Origin of the sequence: Lwoffella lincolnii (assembly GCF_037201985.1) — a bacterium.
In the GTDB taxonomy this organism is placed as follows: Bacteria; Pseudomonadota; Gammaproteobacteria; order Pseudomonadales; family Moraxellaceae; genus Psychrobacter; species Psychrobacter lincolnii.
Map to the genome: position 1 here is coordinate 885,498 of NZ_CP147511.1, position 16,262 is coordinate 901,759.

Annotated in this window: 17 protein-coding genes, 2 tRNA genes and 1 pseudogene; 10 read left to right on the top strand and 10 right to left on the bottom strand. The window is 41.9% G+C overall.

Translation table 11 applies throughout. The features are described 5' to 3' along the window. Nucleotides 1–167 precede the first annotated feature (167 nt). The 4 genes from WDM69_RS04045 to WDM69_RS04060 form a co-directional block, all read right to left on the bottom strand. A tRNA-Asp gene (locus WDM69_RS04045) sits at nt 168–244 on the bottom strand. Between the two features lie 109 nt (nt 245–353). Beyond that, nucleotides 354–429: transfer RNA gene (locus WDM69_RS04050), tRNA-Val, on the bottom strand. A 144-nt stretch (nt 430–573) separates the two neighbouring features. Next, complete coding sequence (msrB, locus tag WDM69_RS04055; RefSeq protein WP_078306969.1) at nt 574–993, bottom strand: peptide-methionine (R)-S-oxide reductase MsrB; 420 nt, start codon at nt 991–993, stop codon at nt 574–576. 50 nt (nt 994–1,043) lie between these two features. Next, the gene (locus tag WDM69_RS04060; protein ID WP_078306528.1) at nt 1,044–1,817 is read right to left on the bottom strand and encodes a ferredoxin--NADP reductase; all 774 of its coding nucleotides are present in this window, start codon (nt 1,815–1,817) and stop codon (nt 1,044–1,046) included. Nucleotides 1,818–1,899: 82 nt separating this feature from the next. On the opposite strand from WDM69_RS04060, the gene tsaA reads away from it, so the two are divergent. The 10 genes from tsaA (at nt 1,900) to gspK (ending at nt 10,604) form a co-directional block, all read left to right on the top strand. After that, a complete protein-coding gene (gene tsaA, locus WDM69_RS04065) occupies nt 1,900–2,808 on the top strand; it encodes a tRNA (N6-threonylcarbamoyladenosine(37)-N6)-methyltransferase TrmO (RefSeq protein ID WP_338755745.1) in 909 nt (302 codons plus the stop codon). 156 nt (nt 2,809–2,964) lie between these two features. Further along, a complete protein-coding gene (locus WDM69_RS04070; RefSeq protein WP_338755746.1) occupies nt 2,965–3,267 on the top strand; it encodes an entericidin A/B family lipoprotein in 303 nt (100 codons plus the stop codon). Nucleotides 3,268–3,466: 199 nt separating this feature from the next. Further along, nucleotides 3,467–3,607, top strand: coding sequence for an entericidin A/B family lipoprotein (locus WDM69_RS04075; protein WP_338755747.1), 141 nt, complete (start codon nt 3,467–3,469; stop codon nt 3,605–3,607). Between the two features lie 244 nt (nt 3,608–3,851). Further along, nucleotides 3,852–5,657 carry a GspE/PulE family protein gene (locus WDM69_RS04080; protein ID WP_338755748.1) on the top strand — a complete coding sequence of 602 codons (1,806 nt, stop codon included), beginning with the start codon at nt 3,852–3,854 and terminating at the stop codon, nt 5,655–5,657. A gap of 91 nt (nt 5,658–5,748) precedes the next feature. After that, on the top strand, nt 5,749–6,537 hold the full coding sequence (locus tag WDM69_RS04085) for a TatD family hydrolase (protein ID WP_078306531.1): 789 nt from the start codon (nt 5,749–5,751) through the stop codon (nt 6,535–6,537). 64 nt (nt 6,538–6,601) lie between these two features. Next, the gene (locus tag WDM69_RS04090; protein ID WP_338755749.1) at nt 6,602–7,219 is read left to right on the top strand and encodes a TetR/AcrR family transcriptional regulator; all 618 of its coding nucleotides are present in this window, start codon (nt 6,602–6,604) and stop codon (nt 7,217–7,219) included. A 66-nt stretch (nt 7,220–7,285) separates the two neighbouring features. Further along, nucleotides 7,286–8,041, top strand: coding sequence for a prepilin-type N-terminal cleavage/methylation domain-containing protein (locus tag WDM69_RS04095; protein ID WP_338755750.1), 756 nt, complete (start codon nt 7,286–7,288; stop codon nt 8,039–8,041). Further along, nucleotides 8,038–8,499: a type II secretion system minor pseudopilin GspI gene (gspI, locus tag WDM69_RS04100; protein ID WP_338755752.1), complete on the top strand. Its 462-nt coding sequence runs from the start codon at nt 8,038–8,040 to the stop codon at nt 8,497–8,499. The genes WDM69_RS04095 and gspI overlap by 4 nt, the downstream gene beginning before the upstream one ends. 55 nt (nt 8,500–8,554) lie before the next feature. After that, nucleotides 8,555–9,373, top strand: a complete 819-nt coding sequence (locus tag WDM69_RS04105; RefSeq protein WP_338755754.1) for a PulJ/GspJ family protein — start codon at nt 8,555–8,557, stop codon at nt 9,371–9,373. Beyond that, a complete protein-coding gene (gene gspK, locus WDM69_RS04110; RefSeq protein WP_338755755.1) occupies nt 9,363–10,604 on the top strand; it encodes a type II secretion system minor pseudopilin GspK in 1,242 nt (413 codons plus the stop codon). Before WDM69_RS04105 ends, gspK begins: the two co-directional genes overlap by 11 nt. Here the strand turns inward: gspK and WDM69_RS04115 are convergent. The 6 genes and pseudogenes from WDM69_RS04115 to csy2 all read right to left on the bottom strand — a co-directional run bounded on the left by WDM69_RS04115 (nt 10,596) and on the right by csy2 (nt 16,259). Further along, nucleotides 10,596–11,336, bottom strand: a complete 741-nt coding sequence (locus tag WDM69_RS04115; RefSeq protein ID WP_078306537.1) for a TetR family transcriptional regulator — start codon at nt 11,334–11,336, stop codon at nt 10,596–10,598. The genes gspK and WDM69_RS04115 overlap by 9 nt on opposite strands. A gap of 2 nt (nt 11,337–11,338) precedes the next feature. Then, the gene (locus WDM69_RS04120) at nt 11,339–12,031 is read right to left on the bottom strand and encodes a TetR/AcrR family transcriptional regulator (RefSeq protein WP_338755756.1); all 693 of its coding nucleotides are present in this window, start codon (nt 12,029–12,031) and stop codon (nt 11,339–11,341) included. 490 nt (nt 12,032–12,521) lie between these two features. Then, nucleotides 12,522–13,031, bottom strand: a pseudogene (locus tag WDM69_RS04125) (hypothetical protein); the annotation flags it as partial. 495 nt (nt 13,032–13,526) lie between these two features. Then, nucleotides 13,527–14,132 (bottom strand): type I-F CRISPR-associated endoribonuclease Cas6/Csy4, encoded by a 606-nt coding sequence (cas6f, locus tag WDM69_RS04130; RefSeq protein WP_338755757.1) that lies wholly within the window; start codon nt 14,130–14,132, stop codon nt 13,527–13,529. Next, on the bottom strand, nt 14,132–15,145 hold the full coding sequence (gene csy3 / locus WDM69_RS04135) for a type I-F CRISPR-associated protein Csy3 (protein ID WP_338755758.1): 1,014 nt from the start codon (nt 15,143–15,145) through the stop codon (nt 14,132–14,134). Before csy3 ends, cas6f begins: the two co-directional genes overlap by 1 nt. A 34-nt stretch (nt 15,146–15,179) precedes the next feature. Then, entirely contained in the window at nt 15,180–16,259 is a 1,080-nt protein-coding gene (gene csy2, locus WDM69_RS04140) for a type I-F CRISPR-associated protein Csy2 (protein ID WP_338755759.1), read from the bottom strand. Between the last annotated feature and the right edge of the window lie 3 nt (nt 16,260–16,262).

Here is a 16,262-nt window from a genome sequence, read left to right on the forward strand (position 1 = left end):
TCTTTGGTAAATTAAAAAGATGCTATATTCTTCAATATTTTTTAATAATTTGCAATCTTAAACAAAAAAATCTCAAATCAGGGGAGATTTGAGACATTAATTTTATAAAAATTAAAGTATTATCTACTTTGATAAAAGGCACTTTGACAAGTGGAATCCTTAATAAATGGCGCAGCGGACGGGACTCGAACCCGCGACCCCCGGCGTGACAGGCCGGTATTCTAACCAACTGAACTACCGCTGCTTAGGTCGCTTTGATTAAGTTGATGGCAATTTATTGTTTAGTTTTGACAGCTTAACTAACTGCCTAACCAAAAAGATTGCCTAACCAAAAAAAGTCATGAGCAAGAAATTGGTGGGTGGTGACGGGGTCGAACCGCCGACATTCTGCGTGTAAGGCAGACGCTCTACCAACTGAGCTAACCACCCTTGCTCTGTGGGTGTGTATTATATACGGTTTAAATTCTCTGTCAAACGCTTTTTTAAACTTTTTTCGTTTGGTGCATCATGCTTCCACCATAACCATCAACATGGTTAGACAATAAAATTAACATAATAGCCACCCTATATTGGTTAACTTTTATCAAGATTAATCGCCACTGAGTTGATGCAATATCTCATGCCTGTGGTATCTTTAGGCCCATCAGGGAACACATGCCCCAAATGACCACCACAGTTATTGCAAGTCACTTCAATGCGTCGCATGCCATGTGAGGTGTCTAAGTGTTCATCAACGGCAGTGTCATCAATGGTTTTGTCAAAGCTTGGCCAACCACAACCTGAATCAAACTTGGCATCAGAAGTGAATAATTTAGCCCCACAGCCACCACAGCGATAGATGCCAGTGTCTTTGCAGTCATTATACTTTCCTGTAAAGGGGCGTTCTGTGCCTTTATTGCGTAAAATATGATATTGTTCAGCGGTTAATCGATTTTGCCAGTCCTGTTCGGTTAACTGGTCAATCTGTGTTTTGCTCAGTTGTGTGTCATTCATCATTATTTTTTACCTCATGTTATTGATTGTTAGTGATTCATTTTTAATCATTAGCCCACAAATGCTCGTTCAACCACGTAGTCAGCAGGTTCGCCCATACGGGGTGATATGGACAGCCCAAAATTATCTAGGATTTTTGAAGTGTCTTCATTCATCATCATGCTGCCACAAATCATCACACGGTCATCAGTTTGATTGATTGGGGGCAGTCCAATGTCATCAAACAACTTGCCAGACTCAAGTAATGTGGTGATGCGTCCTTGGTTTTTGAATTCATCACGAGTGACGGTGGGGTAGTAGATGAATTTTTCTTTTACCCACTCACCAAAGATGTCGTCATTGGGCAGCTGGTATTCAAACAGTTCTCGATACGCCAAGTCTTCAATCTTACGTACCCCATGTACCAATATGACTTTATCAAAGCGTTCATACACTTCAGGGTCACGGCACAATGATAAAAACGGAGCAAGCCCTGTGCCTGTTGCCAACATATATAAATGTTTGCCAGGTAAAAGGTCGTCAAGAACCAATGTGCCAGTGGGTTTTTTACTGACTAAGAGTTCATCGCCCACTTGAATGTGTTGTAAGCGTGAAGTCAACGGACCGTTTTGCACTTTAATGGAGAAAAATTCCAAATACTCTGCATAATTGGGGCTGGCGATGGAGTACGCACGCACCAAGGGTCTGTCGTCCACCATTAAGCCTATCATGGCAAATTCACCATTACGAAAACGCAAGCCGTCATCACGGGTGGTTTTGATGGTAAATAAGCTGTCGTTCCAGTGATGAACGTGAGTAACGGTCTCGGTGCGAAATTTAGACATAACCTATCCTTACTAGAGTTTTTAAAGAAATGAAATAACAAAATGACGTGAGTGGTCGTATAATAAGCACATGAATAAGCACATGAATAAGCACATTGCCAGCCATATAAAAAGCCAGCTCAATATGATAGCAAAAAATGACACAAATTGCCCAATTAACGCCAGTTTGGAACATGATGATTTGGAGCATGACAATATGGAACATCACCTTGCAAATTTAGCAGATGTAACCTTGCCTGTGGTGGGGGTGCATCACTCACCCATGACGCAAAAATTTGGTTTACCACGCCAGCCTAATTTGGTTGATGTGCGGTCTGTCATTGAGTTGTTGCCCCCTTATGACGTGTTTGATGCGGTTGTGGGGTTGGATAATTTTAGTCATCTGTGGTTGCATTGGTATTTTCATGCCAATCGTCAAGCAACGCAAACAGAGCATTCACAAGCCCAATTTAGAACAAAAATACGTCCACCAAGGTTGGGTGGTAATGATAAAGTGGGTGTATTTGCCAGTCGTAGCATGTACCGTCCCAGTCAGATGGGCATGTCGGTGGTGCGTTTGCAGGGCATTGAAACAAGACAGGGACAGTTGCTGATTCATGTCATTGGGGCAGATTTATTGGATAAAACGCCCATTTTAGACATTCGCCCTTATGTGCGTTACAGCGATGCCATTATTGATAGCCATGACGGTTATGCCGATGCCAAACCATCAACTTGCCAAGTGCATGTTTATCAAGATGCCAAATGCCAGTTTGATAAGATTGTTAAAGACTTGCAGACAGAGGGTTTGATGAATGACCATTTGCTGACTTCTTTACATGATGCTGATTGGCACATCATCACCGCCTTGATTGCTCAAGATCCACGCCCTGCTTATCGTCAAAAGGTCAGTCAGCGAGAGTATGTCATGCGTTATAAAAATATTGACGTGCGTTTTGTACAAAGAACACAAGGACAGTTAGAAGTGATTGGGGTTAATAAAATAGCTTAACATCAAATGGGCTAAAGCTGGCTCATTGTCCTATCAAGATGGGTAATCATGGGCAATTAAGTGACTTGTGCCATGTTGCTTAACAAGTTATCATTAAAAAATTATGATTATCAAAATATAATTATCAAAATATGATTGTCAAAAATGGATAAGTTTATGAAACAGCAAACCCAAGTGAAAAAGCTGACTTTAGTTGCTCTGACAGCCATGATGGTTTTGACAGGTTGTAATACCATCAGTGGTCTTGGTCAAGACATATCCGCAGTTGGTAATACCGTCAGTAACAGTGCCAGTCAAGTCAAACAAAGAATGGGAGGGCATGACGGATATGCAGGACATGGAGGATATGTAGGACATGACGGATATACAGGACATGACGGATATACAGGACATGACGGATATACAGGACATGACGGATATGGAGAGCATGATGGATATGGAGGACATGGAGGATATTAGGGACATGCCTTCTTTGTTTCAATCTCTCTTAAAGGTGTTGAGAGTGGGGTATACAATACAAATTATATACAATACAAAAACAGACAAATAAGTCAGTTTTATGCCATGCTTAATGTTGGTTGCATGTATTCATGTCATTCATGTAACGATGCAAACTTAATGCAAACTCAATTTTATCTTTATCTTTTTGGAGACATTTATGAAAAAGCTAACCCTAGTTGCCTTGGCTGCCATGATGGTTTTGACAGGTTGTAATACCATCAGTGGTTTTGGTCAAGACGTATCAAAAGCAGGTAACACTGTCAGCGACACCGCCAATGACGTTAAGCAAAAAATTTAATGTCATTTGATTTTGATGGTGGTTTTGTTTGGTTGTTTTGATTAAGATAAGATTCATTCAAGCTTAACCAAATTCAAGCTTATATCGGCATAAACCCTAACTTGATTAAGTTGGGGTTTTTTCTATGGTCTGGGTTTTGGGTTGTGATTTTACGTTGATAAGTCCATTTGGTTAAGTGGGTGTTTGCCTTTATAATAAACGTCTTTTACAGCACATAAATTTTACAGCACATAAAGATAAGCCCATGAGCATACCGAGATATTCTTTGTTGATAGATTTGCGTTGGTGTTTAGATGAATTGTTAAATGACGGCATTTTAGATGCTCGCAGTTATCATCTTGTCATCACCAGTAATCGTGAAAAAAACAAACCGCCATTACAGATAATTGCTGATTATCAATTAAAATCTGCCATTCATCACACACCGTTAGATTTGCCAGCACTCAATGTGTGGCTATCTGCTAAGGCAGGCATGCCTTTGGTGCGTATTGACCCACTTAAAGTTGATGTGCCAGCCATCACTGATGTGATGAGTTTTGCTTATGCTAAGACGCATCATATCTTAGTGGTGGAAGTCAATGATGACACGGTGCTGATTGGCACTGACCAGCCGTTTTATCGAGATTGGCACAGCAACATTGCTCAAATCATCAAGCCAAAGACCTTTGATACTGTCTATGTCAGCCCTGACCAAATTAATCGCTATCGACAAGAGTTTTATCATGTTACCAAGGCCATCGCAGGGGCAAGTGATGTCCACAGACGCAATGGCAGTGATGTTACCAATGTTGAAGCATTACTTCAGCTGGGTGATAAAGACAATCCAGATGCCAACGATCAACACATTGTAAAAGTGGTGGATTGGCTGTTGCAATATGCGTTTGAACAACGAGCAAGTGACATTCATCTAGAGCCAAGACGCCAGACAGGTAAGGTGCGTTTTCGCATTGATGGGGTGCTACATACGGTGTATGAAATGCCATCATCTATCATGACTGCTGTTACTGCACGCATTAAGATTTTAGGTAGGCTCAATGTGGCAGAAAAGCGTAAACCACAAGATGGACGCTTAAAAACACGCACCCCAAAAGGCTTGGAAACCGAATTGCGATTGTCCACCATGCCCACGGCGTTTGGTGAAAAACTGGTGATGCGAGTGTTTGACCCTGAAGTGTTGGTGCGTAGTTTTGGTCAGTTGGGATTGACAGGCAAGCATTATGAGACTTGGCAACAGATGACCACCCAGCCCAATGGGATTATTTTGTTGACAGGACCGACGGGTTCAGGCAAGACCACCACCTTATATAGCACCCTAAAACAACTGGCGACTGAAGCGGTCAATGTCTGTACCATTGAAGACCCCATCGAAATGGTTGAGCCAAAATTTAACCAAATGCAGGTCAATCCCAGTATTGATTTACATTTTGCTGATGGCATTCGCTCACTGATGCGTCAAGACCCTGATGTCATCATGGTGGGGGAGATTCGAGATGCTGAGACCGCTAACATGGCAGTACAAGCGTCATTGACAGGGCATTTGGTGTTATCCACCTTGCACACCAATGATGCCCCCAGTGCAGTAACACGTTTACATGATTTGGGCATACAGCCATTTTTGACATCAGCAACCTTAGTTGGTATTGTGGCACAGCGTCTTTTGCGTACCCTTTGTCCACATTGTAAAAAAGCATTAAACTTAAGCGATTTATCTGCCCAAGGCCAGCAAGAGAAAGAGTTAGCCGAAGCGTGGACACACCAGTGGCAAGAGTTGGTGAGTCCTTGGACTGCTAAGTTGCCCACAGTGGCGTATCTGCCAAAAGGGTGTGAGCATTGCCGTCACACAGGTTATCAAGGACGAGTGGGCATCTATGAGATGTTGGGTTTTTCTAATGCCATTAAAAAAATGGTGGCACAAAATGCTGACTTAAATCAGCTTAAAAAACAAGCCTATGATGAAGGCATGCAGCCGTTAAGGCTGGCAGGGGCAAAGAAAATCGCCGAAGGTGTTACCAGCATCGATGAAGTGTTGCGTGTTGTGCCGTTAAATTAAGAAAATGATGTTTAAATAAAACGCATTGAAACAATCCATAACATGAAACAATCCATAAAATAAAACAATCCATAAAAAAGAGTTACCATTTATGTTTACCGACAGCCATTGTCATTTAAATCGTTTAAATCTTGATGCGTATCAAGGCAATTTGCAGCCCATCTTTGATAACATGAAGCAAGCTCAAGTCAGTAAAGCCATGGCAATCATGTGTGATTTGGCTGAATTTGATGACATTTATGACATAATCCAGACTTATCAAAGTCCACAATTACAGCTTGGCATGAGTGTGGGCGTGCATCCATCTGAAGACTTGGCAACATTGACTTCTGCTGATGTGGATACGTTATTGCGTATGGCGGATAATCAGTTGGTATGGGCAATCGGTGAGACAGGGTTGGATTATTATTGGAGCGAAGACAACAAACTTGCCCAACAACAAAGTTTGGTTCGTCATATTGCCGTCAGCCAACAGCTTAAAAAGCCACTGGTGGTGCATACCCGTTCTGCCAAGGCGGATACTTTGGATATTTTAAAGGCAGAAAAGGCTGAACACGGCATCATTCATTGTTTTACCGAAGATTGGGCAACCGCAAAGACAGCGTTAGACATGGGTTTTTATGTCTCTTTTTCTGGCATTGTTACATTTAAAAACGCTCAAGCGTTACGAGATGTTGCCAAAAAAGTTCCCAAAGACCGATTGTTGATAGAAACTGACAGCCCCTATCTTGCCCCCATGCCTTATCGTGGTAAACCCAACGAACCAAGCTTAGTGCCTTATGTGGCACAGTGTTTGGCAGAGATTTTGCAGGTGGATTGTGCAAAGATTGCCAGTTTAACCACGCAAAACTTTGATAATTTACTGGCACAGTACTGTTAAAAACAGTATGATTAAAATCAGCGTCATTAAAATAAGCGTTGTGTGCTAAAGGAGTTACTGCGACATGAGTCGTCAAAAACAGTTCAAAGCCAGAGAAGACAGCATTCTTACGATGGCAGAGCAGTTGTTGTTGGAATCAGGAGAAGGGGACATTACCCTTGATGCGTTGGCAGAGCAGTTGGATTTGGCAAAAGGGACATTGTATAAGCATTTCTCCAGCAAAGATGAGTTGTATTTGCGCATCATCATTCGTTATGAAGAGTCATTGTATCACAGCACCATGGTTGATGATTGCCATGCCGCTGGGGTTGCCAGAATTATTTTGCAACTGCTTATGAGTCCACAAAAAGCCATTTTGCTTAATCAAATAGAAGAGCGACTGGCAGCGTCTACCACAGGATTAAACCGTTTATTTACCGAGTTGTATCACATTCGCCGTCAGCGTATGCAACGTGCGTTAGATGTGGTGGGTGGTTATTTGGACGAAAAACAAAGCAGTATGAGTACCAGAGATTATCTGTCCAGCATTTGGGCGTTGGGGCAGGGGGGTGCAGGGCTATTAAACTCCAGTTTTTATCAGCGGTATTTGGGTGACAGAACCACGTTGCGTTATGCGTTTGTTAAGCAGATATTGGACATGCCAGCTCAATATCCCACAGCAGACAGCAAGCAAGCATCTTGAGCAAGACAGCCAAGAACGCATCAAAATAAGACAATAGATTGATAAAGCATTAAAACATCAAAATTCATGCCATTAACGTTTACCATCATACCCCAAAAGACACCAGTAAATCCACATCAAATCAATGGATTTACTTTGGTTGAGTTGATGGTGGTGATTGTCATTTTGACGATATTTGCTGGCATGCTCACCATGTCAGTCAGCAGTGGCGATGTGCGAAAAAACATGGCGTATCAAGAGCATTTGGTTGACAGCATGCACTATCTGCGTCTGTTATCACAAGAGCGTGTGCAACCGATGGGCATTCGTTTTGATGTGGATAAAACAGGCAAGCCCACTGCCAAAGTCATGGTGTTACAAAATCCTTATGCCCATCATCAAACGGGCCATCAAACTGATACCAAGCCAAAAAATGCCATGGAACTGTCGGGAATGTCAATAAATACCAATGCACTTACCCAACAAGCATCGCTTAACCCCACTTGGGTTGTCGATGACAGCATCAACTTGCCGATACCACCCAATGGACTTGTCATCGACATACAATCCAACCAAGATGCTCATAACCAAAACGCTCAACCACGCACTGGGCAAGACAGCCCACTGAATGACCCAGTCAATCACCAAATTAACAAAAAAATCCGCATAGAAATGGCTTCATTCAATCCATGGCTGGCTTCTGCTCAAACGCCACAAATCGTTTGGTTTGGCACAGGTGAAAGTGCTGCTGTCATCATCACCATGCGATATCATGACCGACCTGTGGGTGAAACCATACAACTGTTGCCCAATGGCGAAGTCGTCTATGGGGCAATGCAATGAATGCCATCAATACCGTGAATACCACACAACGCATTGGTCAACAAAACGGGTTTACCTTGATAGAAGTGATGGTGGCATTGGCAATATTGGCAGTGGTGGCAGTGGCTGCCAGTCAAGCGAGCATGGGCTATTTAAGGACAGTCGAAGGCATGAAAAGTAGGACGTATGCTCAATTTGTGGCACAAAACGCCGCTGTGCAACTTCGCATCAACCAAGACTGGCCACAAGCCAATCGCAGTGAAAACATCACTCAACAAGGGCATGCTTGGCACGTACAATACCAAATCGTAACAGATTTACCCAATTTACCTGATGATCTACAAGTGATTGACATCATTGTTAGCCCTGCCAATCAAGCCAACATCAGCCAAGCGTCAGATGACACACGCATCGCCACTGTAGGCAGTCAGATGCGTTTGGTACTGAATAAACCAAGCCCATTTAGTCAAATCAACTAAATTAACCAAACCAAATTAACCAGACCAAATTAACTAAGTTAAAGTCAAATCAATCATGCCTGTTTATCATCACCGCTTAAATTGTTTCAATCAGGGCAAAAGCCAACACGGTTTCACCTTAGTAGAGCTGTTGGTGGCGATGACCATATTTGCGATGTTGGCAGTGGCAGGCTGGCAAGTGTTCGCTTCATTAAACCGCACAAAAGAGCAAACCCAAATCCATAAGCAAACCTTATCTGAGTTGCAATATGCCTATTTGCAACTGCAAAAAGACTTCGCTCAAGCGGTGCCTTGGCAGCAAGTTACCCCAAATGATGCTCAAAACAATGTTCAAAACAATGCTCAAAACAATTCTCAAAATAACACGCCACAAACAAACAATGGTCAAGCGAATAACCACCAAGCCACATCTGATGACGTCAAACCTGCATTTCGTCTCAATGCCAATGGGGTTAGCTTTATCCGTTTTGCTGATGCCGACCCACGTTATCCACTGACCCCTGCGTTGGTTAAAGTCAGCTATCACTTACATGATGGGCGTTTGTTGCGTGAGCAATCTTATGCCATTGACAATGTGAGTGTTGATGCCAGTGTTAACGACAGTATTCATACCAGTGCCAACACAACAGCGGTGATTTTAGGCAGGAACGCCAGCGTAAATGAACTACATTGGCACGCCTTTACCCCTAAAATGGTAACAGTGTTTGGTGCTGATGTTGATGCCAATTTGCCCGATAACGGTACAGTTGCTCATTCATTATTACCAAAGGGCGTGAGTGTGAGCTTTGAGTATATGAATGAGCCACTGCAATGGCAATTTTTGGTTGGTGGTGCGATGGATACAGAACAAGCAGGAGATGCCAATGTCAACTAAAACTGACTTCCTGCTTGCTTGCTTGCCTTGCTCGTCAAGTCGTTATTCACATGCCAAGCCACCACCACTGATATCCACCAATGCACAACAGGGCATGGCATTGTTAACGGTGCTGTTGTTGGTGGTGGCGATTGTGGTGGTGGCAGGTTCGATGCTTGCCAGCCAAAAATTGAGCATTCGCCAAACCAGCTTGGTTTTGGATAACAACCAAAACCGTCAGAATCTTCAATCAGGCTTAGTAATTGCCAAAAGCATCATAGAACAAGAGCAGCAGACCAATGACCATGATGGCATGGAAGATGCGTGGGCAAAACCCATACCGTCCATCGAGTTGGGTGGTCAACGCTTACAGATTTACTTGAATGATGCCAGTGGTCGCTTTAATCTTAATAATCTTTATCAAGATGGGCAGGTCAATGACTTAGCGTATGCCAGCTTAAAATCTTTATTATCCAATTTGGGGTTAGAGACAAACATTGCCAGAGAAATATTGGATTTTCAAGACACTGATGCCAGTGTGTATGGTGATGGTGGAGATGAGCAGGTGGTGTATGCTGATGGGGGAAAATTTGCGAATCAGCCTTTTGTCAGTATCGAGCAATTATTGGCACTGCCCAGTATGGACGTGGTAAGCTATCAACGGTTACGCCCATTTGTCAGTGTGTCACCAAAGTTTTTACCCATCAATGTCAATACCGCAGATCCGTTGCTTGTCAGTGCTGTTTTAAATGCCAACACTCAAAATAAGCAGCTTTCATCGAATAGTAACCATGCCAACAATCAACATGGCAACTCTCCACCGCCCATTGATGTCTTGCCAGAGCAGTTGCCTGATTTTCGTACTCATCCATTAAAAAATGTAGAAGAGCTTTGGCAGCAACCTGTGTTTCAAGCCTATTTAAACCGACAACAGCAAGTCAATGCCAATCAAAACAGCAACAACAGCAATACTGATAACAGCGGCAACAGCAATCACTCAACTGAACAAGCCAAACGCATGTTTGCCGTGAGTAGCCAAGCATTTTATGCACAAGTTACAATCAATGACAAACGTCAAGCATACATGACAGCTTTGATTGTTAAATCTGAATCTGACAGACAAGAAAATAACCAAGCATCACAACAAGGGTTTATGATTGGTGGTCTGTTAGTCTCAAATCAAGACAATTCCAAACCAGCTTGGCATATTATTTACCCCAGATATTGGGCGTATCAACCACAATCACAATGACCGCCCATCTAATACAGTTTCTTCATGAGATTGCCAATTATACGCCCCATAATACAGCATTTGTGTTTGTCGAGTACAGTCATGGAGCATGGCTTTTTTTCGTTGAATAAAAGTTGATGTGTCTTGTGCCATGCTGTCATCTTGAATGGCATCATCACCGTTATCATGGGCATCATTGTCATGAATATGGTTGGCGGCATAATTAAGCTCAATCCAATCAATAATCCATGAAAACGACATGTTTACCCCTGTGATGGCAAGCAAACGGCGGTCATAGGCATTGATGTGAGCAAAGGCAGGTTGCAATGCCAAATCCTTTGCCATGATGTCAGCGAATAACTCTATCTGAGTGGCAATGGCATGACGCACCGCTTCTGAGCCACCAAAACGTTCGCTGGCGATAAACTGCCAATACTTTGGGTGGACATCGATGGCATCAAAAAATAATTGCACACTTTTGGCAATTTGTCTCTCAAAACTGCGTTTTTTACCCAAGTGCATGTGATCACGCAGTATTGCCAGTGCTTGCCCAAGCTCGTCTTCCACCAAGGCTCGCCCCAAATCTTCCATATCAGCAAAATGCCGATAAAAAGCAGTTGGCACAACCCCAACCTCACGGGTAACTTGTCTTAGACTTATCGAACTAAAAGATTGTCCTGTCAGGCATAACGTCAGTACCGCATCATAAAAGGATTGTCTGGTTTGGCGTTTTTTTTGTTCTCGAATGCTCATCTTTAAGATGCCTTGCGTGGGAATTTCTCAGGCAGATAACAACGCAAATAAGCAATGCCAGCGGTGATGGCTTCTTGTTTCATGTCATCGGTTAATGTGCCTTGAGTGCGATAAGCCAACATCAGCACACCATTGATGATGCTATAGCCAATGAGCAACACCTCTTTGATGCTTTCGTATTCAGGAACTTCATACTGTGATGCCAGTTTCTCATACACCAGATTGACCACTTGATGCTCAACACGCTCGCCATGGGTGTCATGCCCAAACTCAGGAGCATTGGCCTCATATATCAACTTAGCCTTGCTGATGTCGTTATTTAATACCTCAACCAAGTGGTTTAATAACCCTGTGATATAGCCTTGCCAAAGATCAAAGCGTTGCACATCGACTTGCTTGAGCTCTTCGATGATCTCGATGGCATTTAAAAAACGCAACGCCAAAAACACCGCTTCTACATTGGGAAAAAAGTGATAAGCAGACGCTCTGGGAATGTCTGCTTCTTCACACACATCTGCCAATGTGATGTCATTGATGGTGTGTGTCTCGCTTAACTTTTTGGCGGCTGACAGTAACTTTTGACGGCGAATGCGTCCTTGTTGGCTGGTAAACTTAAATTTGTTGGGGACTAACTTTTTTGCCAAGTCAGAATTAACCAATAAATCTTCGATGATGTCATCACGGGAGTTATTCATAAAACAATCTAACAATCTCAAACTAAATAGCGTAAGCTTTAATAATAACATAACTAAAAGTCATAAAACCAAATTTAGCACATCATATCTTGGGCAAAGGCGGCGTGCTGATGCTGATAAATGCCAGCCACTCAATGGTAGCATAAAAAATGACCTTTGATGCGCAAAGGTCATTTTTTATTATTATCAACGAATTACGATTATCAACAAACTAAACGCATCAACGAGTTAAACGATTCCAACCATCACGAACAGCCAATTTGGCTTGTTCCCAAGTTAAACGAGAGTTGGCTTTAAACTCTTCCCATGAACTTTTAAGCTCAGATTCATGGTCTTCAAAACGAGTGTTGGCAGGATAGCGTGAACGCAAGCTGTGACCTGCACGATATGCAGGACGATAGTCTTGGTCATAATCAAAATCACTGTTGTAATAAGAGGTGGTGGCGTGGTTTTCACGCCAATAAGTATCAAACTCAGAGTCATCAAACGGAGTAACACGATACCAAGCATCACGGGTGGCATGTTTGGCATCTTCCCATGCTAAGCGAGACTCGCCTTTGACCTCTTCCCAAGATTGACGAAGATCAGACTCATGGTCTTCAAAACGTGCATCAACATCATATTGATGACGGTTAGAATAACCGACCGCATAGGCAGGGTGATAATCACGGTCAAAATCATACCCTTCTTGATAATAAGGCACTTTGGCGTAATGGGCTCTCCAGTAAACTTGCTCTTGCGTGGGGTCAATGGCTTCAGCAGCGGCTTTACCAGCACTGCCACCCACAATCGCACCGATTGCACCACCAATCAATGTGCCTAATGGACCTGCCACTGAGCCAATGGCAGCACCAGCGGCAGCACCACCCACACCACCGATGCCTGTGCCGATTGGGTGTGAACCAGGCTCACCAGTGATTGGGTCAGCGTTAAGATCTTCTTTGGATTCTTTTGACATGTTTTTTATTTCATCACGGTTAATATTGTCGTGCTTGCTCATGGTTATGTCCTTAAAAGTTATTATTGACAGATGTTAACATTGCATCTGTCACATCAAATTGCCAATCAAAATGTTGCATTAAAAGTTCACATTAAGACATGACTGACAAGGCTCATCAATATCCGCTTATCAATCAAATCTGACCATCATTTTAAACATAATGACTGGAAAAATATACGCATATTTTGTTAGCTTTGTCATCATCATACGGGCTTTGTGTGAGCGTATGTAAAATTTGGCAGAGCCATCATCTTTTTATGAATGGTGAATTAGGAATGCAAATACCAATGATAACTATAAAATTTCTAAGCCACGCATGTGGTGGTGAACTAGGATTATAAACGATAAACATAAGTCATATTAAGGCTTACCAGTAAAAACAATCTTGTTCACCCTATGTTTTTTACCGTAACATAACTTGTTGATTTTTATCATGTTTTTAAATGATGAAAAAATAAGGGTCATGATACCTTCTGTTATCACAATAAGTCATCATCACCAGTGGGGGACTGTTACTGATGCTGAAGGGTTGTTAATCCCATAGGTATTAAATGTGCCTGCCAAAGGGGTGTCTGTCTGTGTTTGCTCAATAGACAGTTTATATTGATGACCATTGCGACTGCTGGTTAGATTAATATAGGGATGGCTTGGATTGGAGACATCATAATGCTGGCACATTTTGACTGCTTCATCATAGCTGACGTTGTGGTATGTTGCGTAATTTTTGACATAAAAATGTAAACTTTTATGCCGATACCGCTTCACCACCACATGCCCTGTTGCTTTATCTCCCACCTCTTTAATCCCAGTCAGATGGACATAGTCAATCAGACCATCTAATCGAGCAGACAGGGCCAATTTTTCCAGGTCATCAGCCGTATTGGCAAAAATGCGCAGTTTATTACCAAGTGTGGCAATGGTTTTATCGTTTTTTTGTTGATGTTTATATTGGGGAAAACTCACCCCAATACCGTCTATGTCATGTTTATTTTTGACATCAGCAAGGGCAATATGTAGCCGAGCATACACCTTACTCCATAAGAAGTAAGGTGAAATATCTGCATCAGCCATCAGCGTCATTTCTTGATAAACATTCATCATCAATCATTCCCACCAAATACACCACCACGAATGAGATTTGCCACGACAAAATGTTTTTCATCATCAGACATCGCTTCTTGATTAACGAATTTAACCATCAGAGAATACAAGTCAGTTTTGCTGGTACGATGGGCTTTTCCCTGAGTAGGCACAGCACCATACGGTTCAATCGCAATGGCAGGCTTAATAAGTTGGGCTTCATCACTTGTGTACCAAGTATCAATGGTGCGAATGGCATTACCGATTTTCTCAGAATGCAATCCTGCACATAGCCCAGTTGGTGTTTTGATTTGGTATAAAAACTTGGATTTATTATCTTTGTCTTTATCACGCATTTCTTGAGAAGGGAAAACACGCTGACCCGAGCCAACTTTGGCAAAGGCTTCTACTTTTAACAATAAGTATTTGCCAGTTGCAAAGGCATCTGCCACATATTGAGCCAATTCATCGAGTTTGGCATCTTTTATATCAAAGTTTTGTAAAGCGATGTCATGGGCATTAAAAGTCCAAGATTTATCGTTATTTTCGGTATCAATGATACTCACTTCAATTTGTTCTGTTCCTACTCGATTTCGCCATAAAAAGCGACCATTGGCAAGATTTTGCACATAACGCTTGGCAAGTGGTAACAGTGTGATTTCTTGCTGATAGGCTTGATAGGCATGTTGCAATTTGTCTAAGAATTCTGGGCGATTATTGGTAACGGCTTGGTCAATATTACCCAAAAATTTTACCGTAAAAGTTACCTTTAATGTGTCCATATCGTGGGGAATGCTGGCATCATCACCCCATACGATGTTAGGTTGAATTTTCTCTTTATCATCAACGCCATATTGGCTTTTGGTGGCACGGTTACGCTTATCATGTAATTGAATGTTTTGCCATGCTTGACGGTTGGCTCTATTTTCCCATAATCCTGCTTGCATCAGACCATCTGATGGTTCGATTTTACGGCTAAATGCCAGAACACTTGGCACAGGGGCTTGATTTTTCGTTTTTGTTGATTTTGCCATAAGAATGACTCCTGATGAAAAAATTCGCTGAGGTTTAAATTGATGAATTACCAAATAAGTCATCAAATAAATCGTCTAAAGAATGTGATTTATCTTCTGACGGATTGTTTTTTGATGGATTGCCTTTTAATGGATTGTCTTTTAATGGATTGTCTTTTAATGGATGAATTTGACTTTGACTGGTTGAATTTTGCTGACATAAATACCATTCATTTTCTACCTGATATTGCCAAAATAATGAATCAAGCGAATGAATGCGATGAACACTTTGCCACTCTCCCAAACCATGCACCGCTTCAACAAACCGAAACGGATAGCGAGTATCACGAAGATTTTCTACTTGTTCTGGCTCATAAAGTGGACTAATGCCTTTATAGCCAATCATTAACGGCACAATCCAGCCTTGTTTATTTGATGGGACATGGCGTTGCCAACTGATTTCTTCGGTTTGCTCCCGCTTGATTGCCATTTCTTTAAAAGCAAAAAAATCTGTCCAAATATCGAGCAATGACTGGTTGGTATTTTGGGCATGTTCAATTTGGGTATTGTCAAAATGTTCTTGAAGCAGCCTTGTTGCATCCATCAGCACAAAACTGGGCAATAAGATATGTTTTAAGTGATTTAATAATTTATCTGAGTCACTTAACAAATGAATGTTTGTTAATTTCTTAATGCTTCCACCCGCCAAACGAGACTGATACACCAAATTTTTGATGGTTTGATGATAACTGGCCACTCTCTCTGAATTGCTGGATAATGTGCCTTGACAACGTAATAATACTGACACCGTCATATCCATCTTACCTTCTTCGATAATGGGTGCTGGTTTTTTAGCATCATTACTTCTGCCTTTTAATGTGGAAGGCGGATTACGGTTTTGGATAAATTTGGTATAAGCATTTTGATAATGATTAACCACATAATGATTAACCACATAGTCATGGCAAAAAATCGCACAACCATTTAGTTCAATGTCAATTAAGTTTTTTAACTTGCGTGATAAAGCGTGTTCAAAACCAAGGAATGCAGTTACCGCAGGAAATCCATAAGTAAATCCAGCAATCGCATTGGCATTTTCAACTTGCAGTCGCTCTAATAGAATGTAATCTGCCATGAA

Bases quoted from the DNA above. Each gene is read 5' to 3' on its own strand.
- msrB (WP_078306969.1), bottom strand. From the start codon at position 993: ATGAATGACACACAACTGAGCAAAACACAGATTGACCAGTTAACCGAA.
- WDM69_RS04060 (WP_078306528.1), bottom strand. From the start codon at position 1,817: ATGTCTAAATTTCGCACCGAGACCGTTACTCACGTTCATCACTGGAAC.
- tsaA (WP_338755745.1), top strand. From the start codon at position 1,900: ATGAATAAGCACATTGCCAGCCATATAAAAAGCCAGCTCAATATGATA.
- WDM69_RS04070 (WP_338755746.1), top strand. From the start codon at position 2,965: ATGAAACAGCAAACCCAAGTGAAAAAGCTGACTTTAGTTGCTCTGACA.
- WDM69_RS04075 (WP_338755747.1), top strand. From the start codon at position 3,467: ATGAAAAAGCTAACCCTAGTTGCCTTGGCTGCCATGATGGTTTTGACA.
- WDM69_RS04080 (WP_338755748.1), top strand. From the start codon at position 3,852: ATGAGCATACCGAGATATTCTTTGTTGATAGATTTGCGTTGGTGTTTA.
- WDM69_RS04085 (WP_078306531.1), top strand. From the start codon at position 5,749: ATGTTTACCGACAGCCATTGTCATTTAAATCGTTTAAATCTTGATGCG.
- WDM69_RS04090 (WP_338755749.1), top strand. From the start codon at position 6,602: ATGAGTCGTCAAAAACAGTTCAAAGCCAGAGAAGACAGCATTCTTACG.
- WDM69_RS04095 (WP_338755750.1), top strand. From the start codon at position 7,286: ATGCCATTAACGTTTACCATCATACCCCAAAAGACACCAGTAAATCCA.
- gspI (WP_338755752.1), top strand. From the start codon at position 8,038: ATGAATGCCATCAATACCGTGAATACCACACAACGCATTGGTCAACAA.
- WDM69_RS04105 (WP_338755754.1), top strand. From the start codon at position 8,555: ATGCCTGTTTATCATCACCGCTTAAATTGTTTCAATCAGGGCAAAAGC.
- gspK (WP_338755755.1), top strand. From the start codon at position 9,363: ATGTCAACTAAAACTGACTTCCTGCTTGCTTGCTTGCCTTGCTCGTCA.
- WDM69_RS04115 (WP_078306537.1), bottom strand. From the start codon at position 11,336: ATGAGCATTCGAGAACAAAAAAAACGCCAAACCAGACAATCCTTTTAT.
- WDM69_RS04120 (WP_338755756.1), bottom strand. From the start codon at position 12,031: ATGAATAACTCCCGTGATGACATCATCGAAGATTTATTGGTTAATTCT.
- cas6f (WP_338755757.1), bottom strand. From the start codon at position 14,132: ATGATGAATGTTTATCAAGAAATGACGCTGATGGCTGATGCAGATATT.
- csy3 (WP_338755758.1), bottom strand. From the start codon at position 15,145: ATGGCAAAATCAACAAAAACGAAAAATCAAGCCCCTGTGCCAAGTGTT.
- csy2 (WP_338755759.1), bottom strand. From the start codon at position 16,259: ATGGCAGATTACATTCTATTAGAGCGACTGCAAGTTGAAAATGCCAAT.